A 16,369-nucleotide genomic window follows, 5' to 3' on the forward strand; every position below is an offset into this window, starting at 1 on the left:
AAACCATGCATGCCAACACCGCACGCACCGTCCGTCCACTTCTCGGCGTCGCCCTCTGCGCCGTAACAGCCATGGTCACCGCCGGATGCGGCGAGAAGGCCGACGACAGCGGCGCTCAGATCCGCAACACTCAGTCCGCGCCACAACCGGGGCACCGCGCGCGGCAAGTCGCCGACGCATGGGACGGCTCAAAGGCCGCTCAGCAGTGGCACCAGGGCTACTACCCGATGGGTGAGGTGGTCCAGTCACCGAAGGGCGGTTTCCACAACGAAGCTGACAGCCGCGCTTATGGAACTGGAAACTTCGACTTGCGTGCCAGCCTCCCCTCCGCCCCGCGCAAGGATGGGCGTGTGACGTGGGAGCGGGGAGCTTCGGTCACAAGGCAGCTGATAGGAGCTCAGGAGGCGTTCAAGGCCCTCGACCGCGACAGCAGCCCCGGACCCCGTTTGACGGTGAGAGGAGCCAAGCTGGGCGAGATGACCCTGATGACCAGCCGTGGCCCGGCGACCATCCCGGCATGGTTGTTCACCTTGGAGGGCTACGACACCCCGCTCAAGCGGGCCGCTGTCGAGCCCTCCAAGCTCCCCGAGCAACCCATCAAGTCGGTGGGGCAGGTAGCCACCGACGCGCTGGCGCCACTCGGCGGGCTGATCAAAATTGCGGGCAGCGGCCGGTCCGTCACCGTGATCGCCACCCACGGCTCCTGCGACAACGGCCCTGCCGTGGATGTGCTGGAAACAAGCGGCAGCGTGGTGCTGTCGGCATACACCGCCGGCTCCAAGGACGGTGACTGCACCAGCGAGATGCACGGCCAGGAGCTGACGGTGAAACTGCATCGGCCAGTCGGCAGTCGAGTTCTCCTGGATGCCTTCACAGGCCGACCAGTGCCGTACAACAGGTGGCCCAAGACCTCGCAGAGCTGGAGCTAAGTCACCTTCCAGAGGCTCCAGACATGGGGCAGCCGAACGGGGCGCTGCGGGAGCGACCGACCCGGCGGCGACGTCGAGGGATGAGCACGGGTGGGTCCTCCAGACGTCGGTGGGCAGCAGGCCCTGTCCCCCGCCGGCATCGGGTTCGTCGGCGGGGCACGGTCGTGCATGGCGGCCAGTCGGCCGCCGCAGTCGGGCGGCCCGCACACACCGCACGCCGCACACCCCCCGCACTGGACTGACCACCCGGCCGGCTCCGGGCGGGAACCGGCGCATCCTGGCAAAGCGGCGGTCCGACGCCACCGCCCAGTCGTAGAAGCCGTCGACGCCCGAGCGGGGATGCACCCCCGCCCTGTGTGTCCTCCCGTACTCCGGTCAACAAGCCAGACGCACCCGCCGACGCAGGACACCGCGGCGGCCAGCGCGAGGACGGCATGGGACATGGCACTCTCCTCCATCAAACACCTGGACATCGGCAAGGGCATCGGCAAGGGCATCGGCCCGTGGCGGTCCGCTCACCGCCGCGCGGCCTCGAGCTCGCGGATCTCTGGATGGTGCAGATCGAAGGCCGGGGATTCACTGCGTATCCGGGGCAGCCGCGTGAAGTTGTGCCGTGGTGGAGGGCACGAGGTGGCCCACTCCAGGGAGCGTCCGTATCCCCACGGATCGTCAACCTCGATCTTCTTGCCGTATTTGGCGGTCTTCCAGATGTTGTAGAAGAACGGCAGGACCGAAAGACCGAGCAGGAACGAGCCGATGGAGGACAGCGTGTTGAGAGCGGTGAAGCCATCGGCCGCCAGGTAATCGGCATATCGGCGGGGCATGCCCTCGGCCCCCAGCCAGTGCTGTACGAGGAAGGTGAGGTGAAACCCGACGGTGAGGGTCCAGAAGGTGATCTTTCCAAGTCGTTCGTCGAGCATCTTTCCGGTGAACTTCGGCCACCAGAAGTGGAATCCGGCGAACATCGCATAGACGACGGTGCCGAACAGTGTGTAGTGGAAGTGCGCGACGACGAAGTAGGAGTCCGATACATGGAAGTCCATCGGCGGCGACGCCAGGATCACACCGGTCAGACCGCCGAAGGTGAAAGTGATCAGGAAGCCGGTGACCCAGAGCATCGGTGTCTCGAAGGACAGTGACCCCTTCCACATCGTCCCGATCCAGTTGAAGAACTTGATGCCGGTGGGAACCGCGATGAGGAACGTCATGAACGAGAAGAACGGCAGCAGCACACCACCGGTGACATACATATGGTGGGCCCAGACCGTGACCGAGAGACCGGCGACCGAGATCGTCGCGGCGATCAGCGAGACATAACCGAACATCGGCTTGCGCGAGAACACCGGCACGACCTCGGAGACGATACCGAAGAACGGCAGGGCGAGGATGTAGACCTCGGGATGTCCGAAGAACCAGAACAGATGCTGCCACAGCAGAGCACCACCATTGGCCGGGTCGAAGATATGCGATCCGAACTTGCGGTCGCACTCCAGCGCGAGGAGCGCGGCGGCCAGCACCGGGAAGACCAGCAGAATCAACACCGAGGTCAGCAGCACGTTCCAGGTGAAGATGGACATCCGGAACATCGTCATGCCCGGAGCGCGCATGCAGGTGATGGTGGTGATGAAGTTGACCGCGCCCAAGATGGAGCCGAAACCGGAGAGCGTCACGCCCATGATCCACATATCGGAGCCGACACCGGGTGAATGGATGGCGTCCGACAGCGGCGCATACAGAAACCACCCGAAGTCGGCGGCGCCCTGCGGAGTGAGGAATCCGGCCGCGGCGATCAGCGAGCCGAACAGGAACAGCCAGTAGGAGAGCATGTTCAGACGGGGAAAGGCCACATCCGGAGCCCCGATATGAAGCGGCATGATCCAGTTGGCGAACCCGGTGAACAGAGGCATCGCGAAGAGCAGCAGCATGACCGAGCCGTGCATCGTGAATGCCTGGTTGTACTGCTCGTTGGACAGGAGCTGGGTCCCCGGGCGCGCCAATTCGGCCCGCATGACCAGCGCCATCAGGCCGCCGACGAGGAAGAAGGCGAACGCCGAGACCAGATACAGCGTCCCGATCCTTTTGTGATCGGTTGTCGTCAGCCACTCCACCAGCGGATGTCTGCGCGTCGGCGGGGAGTCCGCTCCGGGAGCGGTTCCCCTCACGTGGTCCCCCTTGGTACTCATTCCGTCCACCGAGCCGCGCCCTCCGCTTCTTTGATCAATGCTGAAGCAGCCGGAAAGAGCAGCACGCGAATCGCCGCTCCTTCCGGCTCACCACATGATCATCAGTCGGGCCAGTGGCCGCACAGGGCCGAAGAGTCCAGTGGCAGGGTCGAAGGTCCCCGATCGCGGTTGCGCCGGGAATCAGAGCTCATAGCGGTCAAGCAGGTCGACCGCGTTCAGCGTGCGGAAGTCGTCGAGCCGCTCGCGGAGCGTGGCGTGGTCCCAGTCCCACCAGGCGAGCCGCTCCAGCCGCTCCGCGATCTCGGGCGGCTGCCGGAACCGGATGACCCGCGCCGGCACGCCTGCGACGATCGCGTACGGCGGGACGTCCTTCGTGACGATCGCACCCGACGCGATCACCGCCCCGTTCCCGACGACCACGTCCGGCTTCACCTGCGCCCCGTGCCCGATCCACGTGTCGTGCCCGATCGTCGTCCGGCGGGAGCTCCGTTTCGCGAACCACCGCGCGTCGTCCTCGGCGTCGGGCCAGTACTTCGCGGAGCGGTACATGAAGTGGTGCAGGCTCGCCCGGTCGAGCGGGTGGTCGGTGGCGCCGATCCGCACGAAGCTCGCGATGTTCGAGAACTTCCCGACGGTCGTGTTCGCGAGGTCGCAGTACCGGTCGCAGTAGCTGTAGTCACCCAGCTCCACGTCGGCGAGCCGAGAACCCTGCCCGACCTCCGTGTACCGGCCGAGCGTGCCGGCGACGACGGTCGAGCCCTCGTGCACGATCCCCGCCACCGGCACCGCGCCCGGTCCGATGACCGATTCGGAGACGGTGGCCGGCGCGGAGGCGCGGCGCGGCGTTGTCCGGATGACGCGCAGCAGTGCGGCGGCGCCGTCCGCGATGGTTCCGTCGTTGCGGATCTCCGCGTCTACCGCGTAGTCGGGGGCGGGATCGGGGCGGTGGAGCCGTCGGGCCACGTCGTCCGCGTCCTCCCGGCCCCTGGTCCGCAGTCGGCTGGCCCGGACGGCTTCGGAGACCGTGACGCGGACGACGACAAGGTGCTCATAGCGTGCCGCCAGTTCACCGAGCACGGATCGGGACACGTTCACGAGAACGGAGCGTCCGTCCCTGATGTCGTCGTCGATCTCGATCGGGATCCCGTACCGCAGGCCGTGTGCGTTCCACTCGATCGCGAAGTGGCCCGCCTCGGAGGCGATCCGGAATTCCCGCGCGGACCTCGGCAGGTGGTTCTCGCCCGGTCCGGGGGCACGCGTGATGTGCCGCTGGGGCAGGGAAACGTCCGGACCCGCATGGCGTCGGGTCTCCGCGATGAGCGCGTCCTTGCCTACGCCGCTCGCACCGACGACCGCGACGAAGGTGCCCGGGCCGATTTTCCGGGTGGTCATGCGACGCGCACGCCCTGCCGGTACACGGCGCGGACGATCGGCACCCTCAGCCCCGCCGGGTGCTCCGAGGTGCCGGGCAGCGCGTGCGTGCGGACACGCACCAGGTCACCGCGCCTGCCGACGGTGATTTCGCCCCGGTCGTCCAGACCGACGGCCTTGGCGGGGTTGGAGCTGATCAGCTTGACGGCGTCCTCGAGACGGATCGTCCCGTCCGCGACGAGCTGGAAGGCGGCCTGTATGGGGCTGGAGGGCTCGGTCGTCGCGTCGTCGTGCGCCGCAAGGGTGATGCCGCGTCGGCGCGCCCCCTCGGCGACGAGCTGACGGTTGCGGTCGGCGTGGAGGTCCGCCTCGCGCAGAGCGTCCACCAGCCGCCGGGCCGAGCGGGTCACCGTCTCGCGGTTGCTCGGCTCCGATCCGAGCCGGACCGCGTCGAGAACAGTGGTGGCACCGGCGGCCGTCATCTGAGCGTCGTGCGCGAGCACGGCGGGCATCGCCTCCCAGTGCACGCCGGGCCGGGGACGGAGGTGGTACTCGACGTGGTCGGTGTGCAATTCGACGATGCTGGGCAGCGGGTAGTCGCCGTCGAGGTCCTCGCCCGCCGCCACGATGCCCGTGCTGATGTCGGCGATCCGGCCGTCTCGGACGGCCACCGAGCCGAGGATGACCTCATCGCCGAGCACCACGCGGGCATTGGTCAGAACGGGTTCGTCGTTGGTCATCGGGAGCCCTCCAGCGGGTGCAGTGAGTGGATGCGGAACGGGGCGCCGGGTTCGGTCTCCACGAAGAGGGCGAGCGCGCCGAGGGTGACGTTGCGGTCGAGGCAGTCGCGAAACCAGTGCCGCAGCGTCTGTTCGACCTGGTCCTGGCGGTCGTCCGGCACACGATCGGTGAGAGTGAGGTGGAACCGGAACTCGTCGAGCACGTAGGGGTATCCGAGTTCGGTGAGCAGAGTGCGCTGGCGTTCCGTGAGGGTGTGTGGTTTCCGCCGCGCGAGCTCCTCGGGTGTCGCCGGTGCCCGGAAGTGATCCAGTTCTGTCACGACGGACGCGGCGAGCGCGTTCAGGGCCGGGGCGTCTTCGCCGGGGGTGAGCGCGTAGAAACGGTTGATTCGGCTGATCGTGAGCCGCGGAATCGTGACCCGCGCGCTCGATGCGGCCAGTCGTGCGGTGGCGGTGGCGACGTCGGCGATGGTGTGTCCGGGGGCGAGGCGGAAGGGTGGTTTGAGGGTGCCGTGGAAGCCGTACCGGCGCGCGTCGTGAGTGATCCGGTCGACGGCCGTGCGCGTCCACCCGTCCGGCACGCCCCGGGGGGTGGCGCGGCCGGTGACGCTTCGCCCGAGCCAGGATTCCGCGCGCTCGCGCAGAAGCGTTCCTGCGGCGTCGGTGTTTCCCATGCCTGGTGCGGCGTAGATCGCGTACCGGTGACTCACGCCGCCACCTTGCCCATCGGGGTGAAGTCCTCGACCGGTACGACGCGGTCCGCGACGGCTTCGCGAACCTCCGCGTCGTGGAAGACGCCGAGCATCGCGGTGCCCGCTTCGATCTTCTCGGCGATCAGCTCCACGACCACGCGGCGGTTGCGGGCGTCGAGGGAGGCGGTGGGCTCGTCCAGGAGCAGCATCGGCAGGTCGGCGATGAAACCGTACGCGACGTTGACCCGCTGCTGCTCGCCGCCGGAGAACGTCGCCGGCGGAAGCCCCCAGAGACGGTCCGGAATACCGAGGCGGGACAGCAGCTCGGCGGCGCGCTCACCCGCCTCCGTGGCGTCGACGCCCCGCGCGATGAGCGGTTCGGCGACGACTTCGAGGGCGGGCACCCGGGGCGCACAGCGCAGGAACTGGCTGACGTACCCCATCGCGTGGCGACGGGCGGCGAGGATCTCCCTGGGGTTCGCGGGCGCGATGTCGATGTCGATGTTCCCGGCGCGAAGGAGGACACTGCCGCGATCGACGGCGTAGTTGCCGTACACCATCTTCAGGATCGAGCTTTTACCGGCGCCCGACGCGCCGCCGAGGACGACGCACTCCCCAGCGCGCACGTCGAAGTCGAGCCCGTGCAGCACGGCGAGTCGCTGCCCGCCCTGCACGTGCATGGTGAAGGTCTTGTCCAGACCGGAGACCGCGAGGGTCGGCTGGTCGGTGGTCACGGGTCACCCTCGCAGGATTGAGGAGACGAGCAGCTGTGTGTACGGGGCCTGCGGATCGTCCATCGTCCGCCAGCAGAGCGTCGAACGCCGCCGCGAACCAGGCGTGCTCGAAGTCGGTCCCGAACACGTACGCACTGCCGACGGTGTCCGCCGCGAGCGGGCCGCCGTGAAGCCGCACAGTGGCGCGGGTCACCGTCGCCTCACCGAGGTTGAACCGGTCCCCGCCGGCACCCACCCGGCCGCGGACCATGACCAGCCCCGCTTCGGGGCCCCGGATCGCCTCGATCTCGGGCTTGGCTTCCCAGTCGCCCCAGGCGCCGGCGAGCTGACGGGACGACGCCCGCGCAAGGGTTCGCATCCACCGCCTTCGCGCCGCGTGGTCCTCGGCCGAATTCGTCACTCCAACCTCCAAATTCGTCCAGCTTTTTGGATGAATCGACCGTAGCGAGGCTCCGGCAGATTTATCTGGTGAGCTGGACGACTGTCGGATGGATGCGAGATGAACTCGCGCTCGGGTTGTCCGCGAGGCCATGGGCAGGCGGTACCGTTCGGCCACCATGCCTCATGTGACACGTTCCGCCACCGGTTACTCGACGTGGCGCCTCATCGCCGACCAGCTCCGCAGCGAAATCGTCGACGGCTCGTTCCCGCCCGAAGCGAAACTGCCGACCGAGAGCGAGCTCGCCGACCGATTCGGCGTACACCGCAACACCGTGCGTCAGTCCGTCGCGGCTCTCGCCGCCGAGGGCCTGGTGGCGACGCGCCAGGGCAGCGGCACGTTCGTCGTCCCGCACACACTCCTGGTGCACCGGATCAGTCTGCGCACGCGCCTCAGCGAGAGCATCGGCCGACCGGGCGCGACGTCACACCGACCGATCGCCTCGGAGATCGTGGCAAACCCACCGCACGAAGTGGCCACCCGCCTGCGACTCGACGGACGGCCCGCGCTGCAGGTCGAGACGGTCGCCGACGTCAACGGGACCACGGTCGCACGGTCGACCGCCTGGTTCGACGTAGCCCTGACGCCGGACCTCGACATCCACCTGCGGCAGACCCGGTCCATCACCAAGGCGCTTCGCGCGGTCGGCATCGACGACTACGTCCGCACCTGGAGCGCGGTCAGCTCCCGCATCGCGAACGGGACCGAAGCCGAGGACATGAACCTTCCGGCGGGATCGATCGTCCTTGTCGTGCGGTCTGTCAACACGCTTGTGGACCGCACGCCGCTGCAGTACACGAGCGCGCGCTTCCGCGCCGATCGCGTTGAGCTCGACATCGATTTCGACGCGTTCGACGATCTCGGCGGACACTGACGAAGGGGCTGAGTCTACTTCCATCGTTAAGTAACGAATGGAAGATAGTTCATCGAAGGATCCTACGGTCGAGGCCATGTCCAAGAAAATGAACCTCCGCGTGCTCACCCTCAACATCTGGCTGGATCCGCGGGACCGTGAGAAGCGGGACTCCCCCCGCGAGGCGGCCCGCGCCGAGCAGGCGCTGTTCATCACCGAGCTCGAGGAGAAGCGACGCCAGACGGCGCCGACGATCCTCGCCGGCGACTTCGACGCGGCCCCCGACCAGGACTGCATCCGCTTCTACACCGGCAAGTCCGCGATCAACGGCCGCAGCGCGGCGTTCCGCGACAGCTGGGCGATCGCCGGTGACGGCACTCCCGGGTACACCTGGACGACCGACAGCCCGTGGGTGGCACGCAGCGTCGTCGATGCCCAGGGCATCGTCCGAACTACTGGGTGCAGGAGCCGCACCATCGCCGCATCGACTACGTGTTCGCCGGCTCGACGGAGAACCACCTCGAGGTGGAGAGCGTGATCAACAGCAGCAAGGTCGTGTTCGACGAGTACCCGACCGCCAGCGACCACTACGGCGTGCTCGCCGAGTTCGAGTTCAACGCACTCGACAAGCCCACCGCGTGGGCGTAGGCCTCAGCGACGACCACGGCGCGGCTCCCCTTCTCCCCGGGGCCGCGCCGTTTCGCGTGCGTCCCGGCGCACGGCGCACAACCACCCGCTCCCGCTGCCCGGCCGGTGCCGGGCAGCGGGAGCGGGTGGTCAGATCCGGTGCGCCTCTTCGGCGCGCGCGGACAGCGCCGCGCCGCGCAGGGTGCGTTCGGCGTTCTCGGCGGTCACCGCGGAGTAGAGCGCGTCCAGAACCGCGAGATGGATGAACCGGCTCATCATCGCCTCGAGCTGGAACCGGGTCTCGCCGGAACCCGCGACGAGGGCCACCGACGAGGCCGCGACCAGCGGTGAGCGGTAGAAGCTCGTCACCGCGACGACCGTCGCGCCGACATCACGGGCCGCTTCCGCCGCGGCCACCGTCTCGCGCGTTCTGCCGGTGTGGCTGATCGCCAGGCACATATCACCCCCGGTGAGCATCGACGCGCAGATGTGCTGCGAGATCGGGTCCGCGGGATTCTCGATCGGCAGGCCGGCGCTGCGGAACCGCAGGGCGGTGTCCATCGCCAACGGCGCGGACGGGCCGGCCGAGACGAGCACGATCCGCTGCGCGGCGTCGAGCGCGTGAACCGCGCGCTCGAACTCCTTCGGGTCGATGCTCGATTCCGCCGCCGCGATCGACCGGGACGTCGACTGGAACACCGACGCGATGATCGAGTTCGGTGTTCCGTCCTGCGCGACGTCGCGATCACCTGCGTCGGCCGGCGCCTCCGACGCGAGCTGCAGCTTGAACTCGTGGAACCCCTTGAGTCCGAGGTCCTTGCAGAACCGCACCACGCTGCCCACGGAGCTTCGCGACACCGTGGCAAGGTCGGTGACCGTCATGCGGACGACTGCCGCCGGATTGGTGAGAACGACGTTCGCGACGGCTGCCTGGGTGGGTGACATCGATGGGAAGAGCGCCCGTATGCGTGCGATGAGCGTGCCGCGATCGTGGCTCGTGTGCGGCGCCGATGTCAGGTCAGCGGACATGGTCATATCCAAGCACTGTCGGTACTGGACGCGCCATCGCCGCGATCGGTTCGTTCGCCGCCCCGGACGCGGACGTGGATGTCGTGCAGAATCCGCCGGTCGCCGTAGGAGAAGTCCAGCCGACTAGCCTCGATGGTCGGCGGTCGATGCGCTCGGACAGGGACCGGTACCAGAACAGCAGGGAATCACCGCGTTCCGATTCGACATCACAGGGAGTCCCGACGACACCGCTCAAGCCGCCCTGCTCACCCGGCACGGCTTCCTGCCGCACCGTTGGTCGGTACTGATGCGGCATGGGCTGATTGACCTGCCCGAGGCCCCACCTCTGACCGAGGCGACGCCGCGAGCGTCCTGCAAGTGATGAGTACGGCAGTGAAGCACGGTGAGCAGGTCGTCGTGTCTGCCGAGGGGCCCGACGCCGAACGGGTGCTTGTCGCGCCCGCCGCCGGTCCCCGGGAGTCGGCATAGGCCACGGGCCCGGTCGTGGGTACCGTCGCGCGACCTATCCGATCCCACCTGTGGGCGACGATGCACGGCCCCCCCCGTTGACCCGCGGGGTGCGGCGAAGCGGCCGGCGCACGTGCGTGTTCGACGAGGTCGCGTGTGGTCTGTCCGGACTCACACGCGGCACCAGCGGCACGCTCGGCGCTGTGGCCCCAGCCTCGCCCTGGGCCACCACTTCGGCTCGCAATGAAGATCCGTTGCTGGAACAGTTCGCGGTGCGGAAGCTGACCGACGACCGGGCGTCAGGCGGTGTGTGCTCCGAACTGGGAGACCCGCCCCACTGGCCTCAGGGCGCGCCGCCCGCAGGTTCCCTGCGATACGACGGCGGCGTCGAAGCTCGGCTCCTGTGAGGGCACCGCACCCGAACAACAGGCTGATCCTCCCGCATAATTGGCGATCTCCGATGAGGGGTCATTGATGCGTGCTGGTCATTTATTTATCCTCCCGCTCGACGAAGGAATCACTTCACGGTAGATGCGGCGGAGCCTACGGTGTGGGCGCACTCCGTTTCCCGGAATGTACCCGCGTGCTTTACCGGAGGTAAACTGATGCGCTCATCCCGTTGTCCGGCCGACGCGACGTGGCCTTTAGGGACCAGATCCCGCGCCGTAATGTTGCTGATCACTCTGGCCACCACCATCGCCCTGGCCCTGCTGACCGTCTCTGCCCCGCCGACGGCCACTGCCGTGCCGTTGTCCCAAGGCGAGACCGCGAATGCGGTCGAGTTGCTGTCGCAGGGCAAGCCCGCGACCGCCTCGTCCACCGAGAACACGTCCACTCCCCCGTCCGCGGCGATGGACGGCAACACCGGGACCCGCTGGTCGAGCCAGTTCAGCGACCCCCAGTGGCTACGCGTCGATCTGGGCACCACCGCCACCATCAGCCGAATCGTCCTGCGCTGGGACGCCGGATACGCCCGGGCATTCCAGATCCAGACCTCGGACAACGGCACGGCCTGGACCACCATTCACTCGACCACCACCGGCACCGGCGGGGTGCAGACCCTCGACGTCAACGGAAGTGGCCGGTACGTCCGCGTCTACGGCATGCAGCGCGGCACTCCCCATGGCTACTCGCTGCGGGAGTTCCAGGTATACGGATCCGCTGGCGGCACGTCCCCCGGAGCCGGGATACCGGACCCGACAACCGCCTTGCTGGAGGCCACGAACGGGCCGCTGGCCACCGCCGCCTACACCGTTCCCAACCCGAGCGGATACGGGTCCGGCACCGTCACCTACCCGACGGCCACGGGCTCATATCCGGGCGTCGTGCTGATGCCGGGCTACCAGGGCACCCAGCAGAACCTGCAGTGGCTCGCACCCCGCCTCGCCTCCTGGGGCTTCGTCGTGATCAACGTCGGCACCAATACGCTGACCGACGATCCCGAATCGCGCGGCCGCCAGATCAGCGCCGCCGGCACCCAACTGCTCGCGCTCGGCAACACCACCGGCAACCCGGTCTCCGGCAAGCTCAACGGCACACTCGGCGCGGCCGGTCACTCGATGGGCGGCGGCGGTGTCATGGCGGCCCTCCGCGACGACTCCCGCTTCAAGGCCGGCGTGCCCACGGCCCCGTTCCACACGAGCCCGAACTTCTCCGGTGTCACCGAGCCCACCTTCTTCCTCACCTGTCAAAGCGATGTCGCCGCACCCGGCAACAGGTACGCGCTGCCCTGGTACAACTCCATGACCCAGGCCGAGAAGCTCTACATCGAGGTTCCCGGCGACCACCTCTGCCCGATGACCGGGTCCGGCAACAAGGCCAAGCAGGGCAAGTGGATCGTGTCGTTCCTCAGCCGCTGGCTGCGCGCCGACACCCGCTTCAGCCCGTTCCTGTGCGACGCCGTGCGCGACGCCGACAAGAACAACACCTCCCTGGTCACGCGCTGGATGGACACCTGCCCGTTCTGAACCGGGTCACTGGGAGCGCTCCGCGGCCCGCCGCCGGAGCGCTCCGCCGATGCCCACTACTTCCTCGGCTGCGGACTCCGGAGCGCCCCCGGGACCACGTCATGCGCACCCCTGTCGTGTGGCCCCGTACGGATAGGGGCGCAGGGTCCGTGTCAGGGCCGTGCCCTGTGTTGGATCGTCGTTGACGTACTTGGTCGCGGTGATCTCCGTCGGCGCGATGTCCTGCTCGACCCAGCGCACGACCGGCCCGAGTGCGTCGAACACGTTCGGCCCCGGGCCTCCGCCGCAGTGGGTCATGCCCGGCACCGTGAACAGCCGGGCGAACCGCTGCGTCTGCCGGACCGAGTCGGCGCTCCCGGCCGGGCCGGTGGAGGTGGCCCGGATCACCTGTCGGTAGTAGTTGATGGTGTCGTAGGCCGAGACGACCGGGTCGGCCCAGCCCGCGTACATCAGCAGTTTTCCGCCGCCGCGCCGGAAGGGACGCAGATCCGGATCCGTCGCGTCGATGATCGAGCCGAGCTTGGCTTGCGCGAACCGCAGGTCGCGGTGGTAGTCGAAGTTCCACCAGTTCCAGTTCCGGTCGCCGAACACCCAGTAGCGCCAGAAGTTGGCCCGCGCGGGTTCGGTGGTGCCCCAGTACGTGCTCCAACCCGACAGCACGCCACCCGAGGCATCCACCACCGGCGCCTCGCTGCCGACAGGCCAGCCCGGGTAGACCTGCCGTCCGGTACGCGGGTCACGTGCCCCGGCGTACATCTTCCGTGCCGCCCGCACCTGCTCATCCGTCAGACAGGACGGTCTGTCGTCCATGGAACAGCGCAGGCGCCCCGGGTCGAACGAGCACCGCGTCGGATCGGTGAGGAAGCCATCGGTGGCGCTCCCGCCGTCCTGGCCGCGGCACTGCCGCACCGCGGCCTCGGTGAGCAGGCGGAGCTTCGAGGCGGGAATGACGGGACGGCTGTCATCGCCCGCCTCATGGTTGTTCAGGTACTGCCAGAGGAATCCGGCATTGAGGCTGATCCGGTCGTTGCCAGGCGCCCCGGCCACGATGCCGTCGAAATCGTTCGGATAACGCTGTGCCTCCATCAGCGCCTGCTGACCGCCCGTGGAGCAGCCGACGAAATAGGAATAGCCCGGTTTCGCACCGGTGAACGCCTTCACCACTCGCTTCGCATTCACGATGGACTCATGTACCGCACGGTGCCCCCAGTCCACGATGATCTCCGGGTTGGCCGCGCCCTGCATGAAGACGTCCGGGTCATCGCCAGTGTGCCCGGTATCCGTGCCGACGGTGACGTATCCGGCGGACAGCAGACGGCCCATGGAACCGAAGTCGATGGCCGAGCTGTATCCGCCGTTGCCGAACATGACCAATCGGTCGTTCCAGCCCCGCTGGGGCAGCCAGACCTCGAACCCGATAGTCGAATCCGGTACTGGTTTGGCGACTCCGCGCACCCGACAGAACGCCGGTACGGGCATCGTCCGGCCGTCGGGGGCGGTGTACTGCCCGACGGGCACGGACTCAGCGACGCTCACCGTCGCGTCCGGCAGCCGGAGGCCCGTCAGATCGGCGCATCCGCTTCGAGAATCGTCAGCCGTGGCCACGGTCGGCAGAATCAGGAACAGCACCGCCGAGGTGGAGGCCAGGGTGGCCAGAACGCGCCGAAACCATGCGAACGCGATCGTCATCAGTCCTCCATCAGGGGGAACAGGGCATGGACAGCGCGGTCATGGGCGCTACGCGAGAGTCTCCGGACAACACCGAATCGGCGTCCAGCATCAAACCGACATCTCTTCATGCCATGTGCACATAAATCTCGGCCCCGAGATCGTCGCGCACTGTTCGGTTCAGCGGGCGCGAGGGAATCAGCACCTCTTCACCAGGGTCACTGACCCCGAGTGTCCTGACTCCGCCGACTCGCTCACGTCGTTACCGCGGCGATGAGTTACCGTGGCGATCCGCGTCCGGCCAGCGCATTGAACCAACGCGCCACCTGCGGTGCCGACACCGCGAAGGACCCGAAGTGGTCCACCTCGCCCTGGTTCACGACGGGAACGTGTGCCTGGTGAGCGGCAAGCTGGAGCGCGCAACTGCGCGCGTTCCCGATCGGCACGTCGGTGTCGGCCGCCCCCGCGTACAGCCGCACCGGGGCGTCGGGCCTCCAGTCGCAGGTGTGATCGGCCGAGCGCATGGCGTCCAGCAGCGGGCCGGTCGGGTGCCGCAGACGGTCGTAGAAGGCGGGCGTGAGCAGTTGCTTCACCGACGGGGCGAGGCCCTTGATCACGTCATCCTCATCGTGCGTTCCGTCGAAGAGTGACTCCACGTGGCTTGCGTACGGCGCACGGAAGACCTCGCCCGGGTCCTTGGAGAAGTGATGCAGCCGGTTCTGGGCGACCAGCCAGTACGCGATGTAGAAGACACCGCTGGTGTCGTTGACCCGACCGTCGAACAGGGCCGGGACCTCCTGGCCCGCCAGGTCGTACGGCCCGCTCACCGGGGCCAGCGCCTTCAGCCGGAAGTGCTGGTCCGCACCCCCGTCCAGCGCCCGGCCGAGCGCCATCGCGACCTGGCCGCCCTGCGAGAATCCGGTCGCGTAGACGTCACCGGTGAGCGGACGGCCGAGCCGGTCCGCGGTCGCGCGGGCGGCGCGCAGCATATCGACGGAGGCGGTGACGGCGGAGCGGGTGTCCATGTACGGGTGCGGGCCCGGCCCCTCACCGAGCCCCAGATAGTCGGGCGCGGCTACCGCACGCCCGGCCGATGCGTTCAGATACGACGGCACGCGGCCCAAGTCCTCGCTCGCGGAGGGCGCGTAGGTGCGCTTGACCATGGTGCCATGCGTGTCCGAGACGAGGTCGAGCCGCTGGGTTCCGCCCTTGGGAAGGGTGAGGAGACCGGTTGCCGTCGTGGGTTTCCCATATGGGTCCACGGTCCGGTACGTCAGCCGGTACGCCCGTACGCCGTACCGGACCGAATCGGTCGCGATGTCGCTCCCGGCCAGGAATTCCCTGACCTGCCCGGCGTCACGGTCGGCGACCGGGACGACGGAGACGACAGTGCCGCGGTGGACGGTGTCGCGGTAGGCAGTGCCGCGGTGGGCGGTGTCGCGCTCCGCCGCCGTGGCGAACGGCGCGACAGCGAATCCGGCGAATCCGGCGAGGAGCATGGCCGCCACGCCGGAGAGCCTTTTCCGCATCGGCCAACTGGTCCGTCTTTCTTGGGTTTTGCATCTCTCATCACTCATGTCGGAGACGTTACGGACTCACTGTTCGCATCGACATCCCAGACGCCCCCGTGTCCATGGTGCACTCAAGCCCACCATGGACAAGACGATCCCGTCCTCGGCCACCGGACCCGCGGTGGCGCACCGACCGCGAGCCGGGTGACGGCGGGGACTGAGCTGGTCTCCCGCCGCCCTCCCCGCCACGACGTCACCTTTTGAGCATTGCCTATACCAGTCAGACCACAGTATGGTCAGTGGCGTAACTGGTCTGCGAAAGAGTTGACCGAGAGGGAGTTCCTCCTGTGCGGGTGTCGCCGATCGTCTTCCCGGACCCAGAGGCCCTGGGGCGCAAGCTGGCCGCGGAGATCGCCGTGGAAATCGAGAATGCCGCGCGAGCGGGACGGCCGTATGCGCTCGGGTGCCCGGGCGGGCGCAGTGCCGCCAGCACCTACCGGGCGCTGGCGGACGAGGTGGCCGCGCGGCGGCTGGACCTGGGACACGTCGTCATCGTGATGATGGACGAGTACGTCGAGGCCTCACCGCTGGGGTCGCCCGGCTGGGAGTACCGCGCGATCGACTCAGGTCTGCCGCACAGCTGCCTCCGCTTCGGGCGGGAGGAGATCGTGGCACGGATGAACGCCGCGGCGGGGCCGGGACGGGGAATCGAGCCGGAGCGGCTGTGGGGGCCGGATCCGGCCGATCCCGAAGCCTATGACCTGCGGATCGCTGAGCTCGGCGGGATCGATCTGTTCCTGCTGGCCTCCGGGGCGGGCGATGGACACATCGCTTTCAACCCGGCGGGCAGCCCGGCGGACTCGCGGACCAGGGTGGTCCCGCTGGGCGACCAGACCAGGACCGACAACCTGGCGACCTTCCCGACGTTCGGGGGCCTGGACGACGTTCCTCGCTACGGGGTCACGGTCGGCATCGACACCATCCGTACGCAGTCCAAGCGGGTGGTGATGGTGGCCCACGGCGGCGACAAGGGCAAGGCGGCGGCGCGGCTCGCCCGGGCGGAAGGGTACGAGGCCGACTGGCCGGCCACCGTCTTCACCGACTGCGCGCACCCGCGGCTCTACCTCGACCAGGCGGCAGTGGCCGCCTCAGCGGCACTCACCTCGCTCTGAAGCCGCA

At 68.3% G+C, this 16,369-nt stretch carries 13 protein-coding genes and 2 pseudogenes; 6 read left to right on the forward strand and 9 right to left on the reverse strand.

Annotation, left to right across the window (positions count from 1 at the left end; translation table 11 throughout):
• Positions 1-5 precede the first annotated feature (5 nt).
• Positions 6-929, forward strand: coding sequence for a hypothetical protein (locus tag IEJ02_RS00145; protein ID WP_223863175.1), 924 nt, complete (start codon positions 6-8; stop codon positions 927-929).
• A gap of 515 nt (positions 930-1,444) precedes the next feature.
• On the opposite strand, the gene ctaD is transcribed toward IEJ02_RS00145, so the two are convergent.
• The 6 genes and pseudogenes from ctaD to phnG form a co-directional block, all read right to left on the reverse strand.
• The gene (gene ctaD, locus IEJ02_RS00150; protein WP_191062739.1) at positions 1,445-3,112 is read right to left on the reverse strand and encodes an aa3-type cytochrome oxidase subunit I; all 1,668 of its coding nucleotides are present in this window, start codon (positions 3,110-3,112) and stop codon (positions 1,445-1,447) included.
• A gap of 180 nt (positions 3,113-3,292) precedes the next feature.
• Complete coding sequence (gene phnN, locus IEJ02_RS00155; protein ID WP_191062740.1) at positions 3,293-4,504, reverse strand: phosphonate metabolism protein/1,5-bisphosphokinase (PRPP-forming) PhnN; 1,212 nt, start codon at positions 4,502-4,504, stop codon at positions 3,293-3,295.
• Positions 4,501-5,223 (reverse strand): amidohydrolase family protein, encoded by a 723-nt coding sequence (locus IEJ02_RS00160; protein WP_191062741.1) that lies wholly within the window; start codon positions 5,221-5,223, stop codon positions 4,501-4,503. The genes phnN and IEJ02_RS00160 overlap by 4 nt, the downstream gene beginning before the upstream one ends.
• Positions 5,220-5,933, reverse strand: a complete 714-nt coding sequence (locus IEJ02_RS00165) for a DUF1045 domain-containing protein (RefSeq protein WP_191062742.1) — start codon at positions 5,931-5,933, stop codon at positions 5,220-5,222. Before IEJ02_RS00165 ends, IEJ02_RS00160 begins: the two co-directional genes overlap by 4 nt.
• The gene (phnL, locus tag IEJ02_RS00170; protein WP_191062743.1) at positions 5,930-6,649 is read right to left on the reverse strand and encodes a phosphonate C-P lyase system protein PhnL; all 720 of its coding nucleotides are present in this window, start codon (positions 6,647-6,649) and stop codon (positions 5,930-5,932) included. The genes IEJ02_RS00165 and phnL overlap by 4 nt, the downstream gene beginning before the upstream one ends.
• Before the next feature lie 52 nt (positions 6,650-6,701).
• Positions 6,702-7,208 (reverse strand): annotated as a pseudogene (phnG, locus tag IEJ02_RS50685) (phosphonate C-P lyase system protein PhnG); the annotation flags it as partial.
• Positions 7,209-7,215: 7 nt separating this feature from the next.
• Between phnG and phnF the strand changes: the two are divergent.
• Positions 7,216-7,962 carry a phosphonate metabolism transcriptional regulator PhnF gene (gene phnF, locus IEJ02_RS00180; RefSeq protein ID WP_317985679.1) on the forward strand — a complete coding sequence of 249 codons (747 nt, stop codon included), beginning with the start codon at positions 7,216-7,218 and terminating at the stop codon, positions 7,960-7,962.
• Between the two features lie 76 nt (positions 7,963-8,038).
• Complete coding sequence (locus tag IEJ02_RS00185; RefSeq protein WP_191062745.1) at positions 8,039-8,479, forward strand: exonuclease/endonuclease/phosphatase family protein; 441 nt, start codon at positions 8,039-8,041, stop codon at positions 8,477-8,479.
• Positions 8,480-8,718: 239 nt separating this feature from the next.
• Here IEJ02_RS00185 and IEJ02_RS00190 read toward each other — a convergent pair whose 3' ends face one another.
• Positions 8,719-9,597 carry a MurR/RpiR family transcriptional regulator gene (locus IEJ02_RS00190; protein ID WP_191062746.1) on the reverse strand — a complete coding sequence of 293 codons (879 nt, stop codon included), beginning with the start codon at positions 9,595-9,597 and terminating at the stop codon, positions 8,719-8,721.
• A gap of 342 nt (positions 9,598-9,939) precedes the next feature.
• On the opposite strand from IEJ02_RS00190, the pseudogene IEJ02_RS50690 reads away from it, so the two are divergent.
• Positions 9,940-10,065: pseudogene (locus IEJ02_RS50690) on the forward strand (HPr family phosphocarrier protein); the annotation flags it as partial.
• A 647-nt stretch (positions 10,066-10,712) separates the two neighbouring features.
• On the forward strand, positions 10,713-12,011 hold the full coding sequence (locus IEJ02_RS00200) for a poly(ethylene terephthalate) hydrolase family protein (RefSeq protein WP_191062748.1): 1,299 nt from the start codon (positions 10,713-10,715) through the stop codon (positions 12,009-12,011).
• 99 nt (positions 12,012-12,110) lie between these two features.
• On the opposite strand, the gene IEJ02_RS00205 is transcribed toward IEJ02_RS00200, so the two are convergent.
• Both IEJ02_RS00205 and IEJ02_RS00210 read right to left on the reverse strand, forming a co-directional pair.
• Entirely contained in the window at positions 12,111-13,700 is a 1,590-nt protein-coding gene (locus IEJ02_RS00205) for a tannase/feruloyl esterase family alpha/beta hydrolase (RefSeq protein WP_191062749.1), read from the reverse strand.
• A 257-nt stretch (positions 13,701-13,957) separates the two neighbouring features.
• The gene (locus IEJ02_RS00210; RefSeq protein ID WP_191062750.1) at positions 13,958-15,256 is read right to left on the reverse strand and encodes an alpha/beta hydrolase family protein; all 1,299 of its coding nucleotides are present in this window, start codon (positions 15,254-15,256) and stop codon (positions 13,958-13,960) included.
• A 281-nt stretch (positions 15,257-15,537) separates the two neighbouring features.
• Between IEJ02_RS00210 and IEJ02_RS00215 the strand changes: the two genes are divergently transcribed.
• A complete protein-coding gene (locus IEJ02_RS00215; RefSeq protein ID WP_191062751.1) occupies positions 15,538-16,362 on the forward strand; it encodes a 6-phosphogluconolactonase in 825 nt (274 codons plus the stop codon).
• The last annotated feature ends 7 nt before the right edge of the window (positions 16,363-16,369 follow it).

This window comes from Streptomyces sp. 5-10, assembly GCF_014712245.1.
Lineage (GTDB): Bacteria > Actinomycetota > Actinomycetes > Streptomycetales > Streptomycetaceae > Streptomyces > Streptomyces violaceusniger.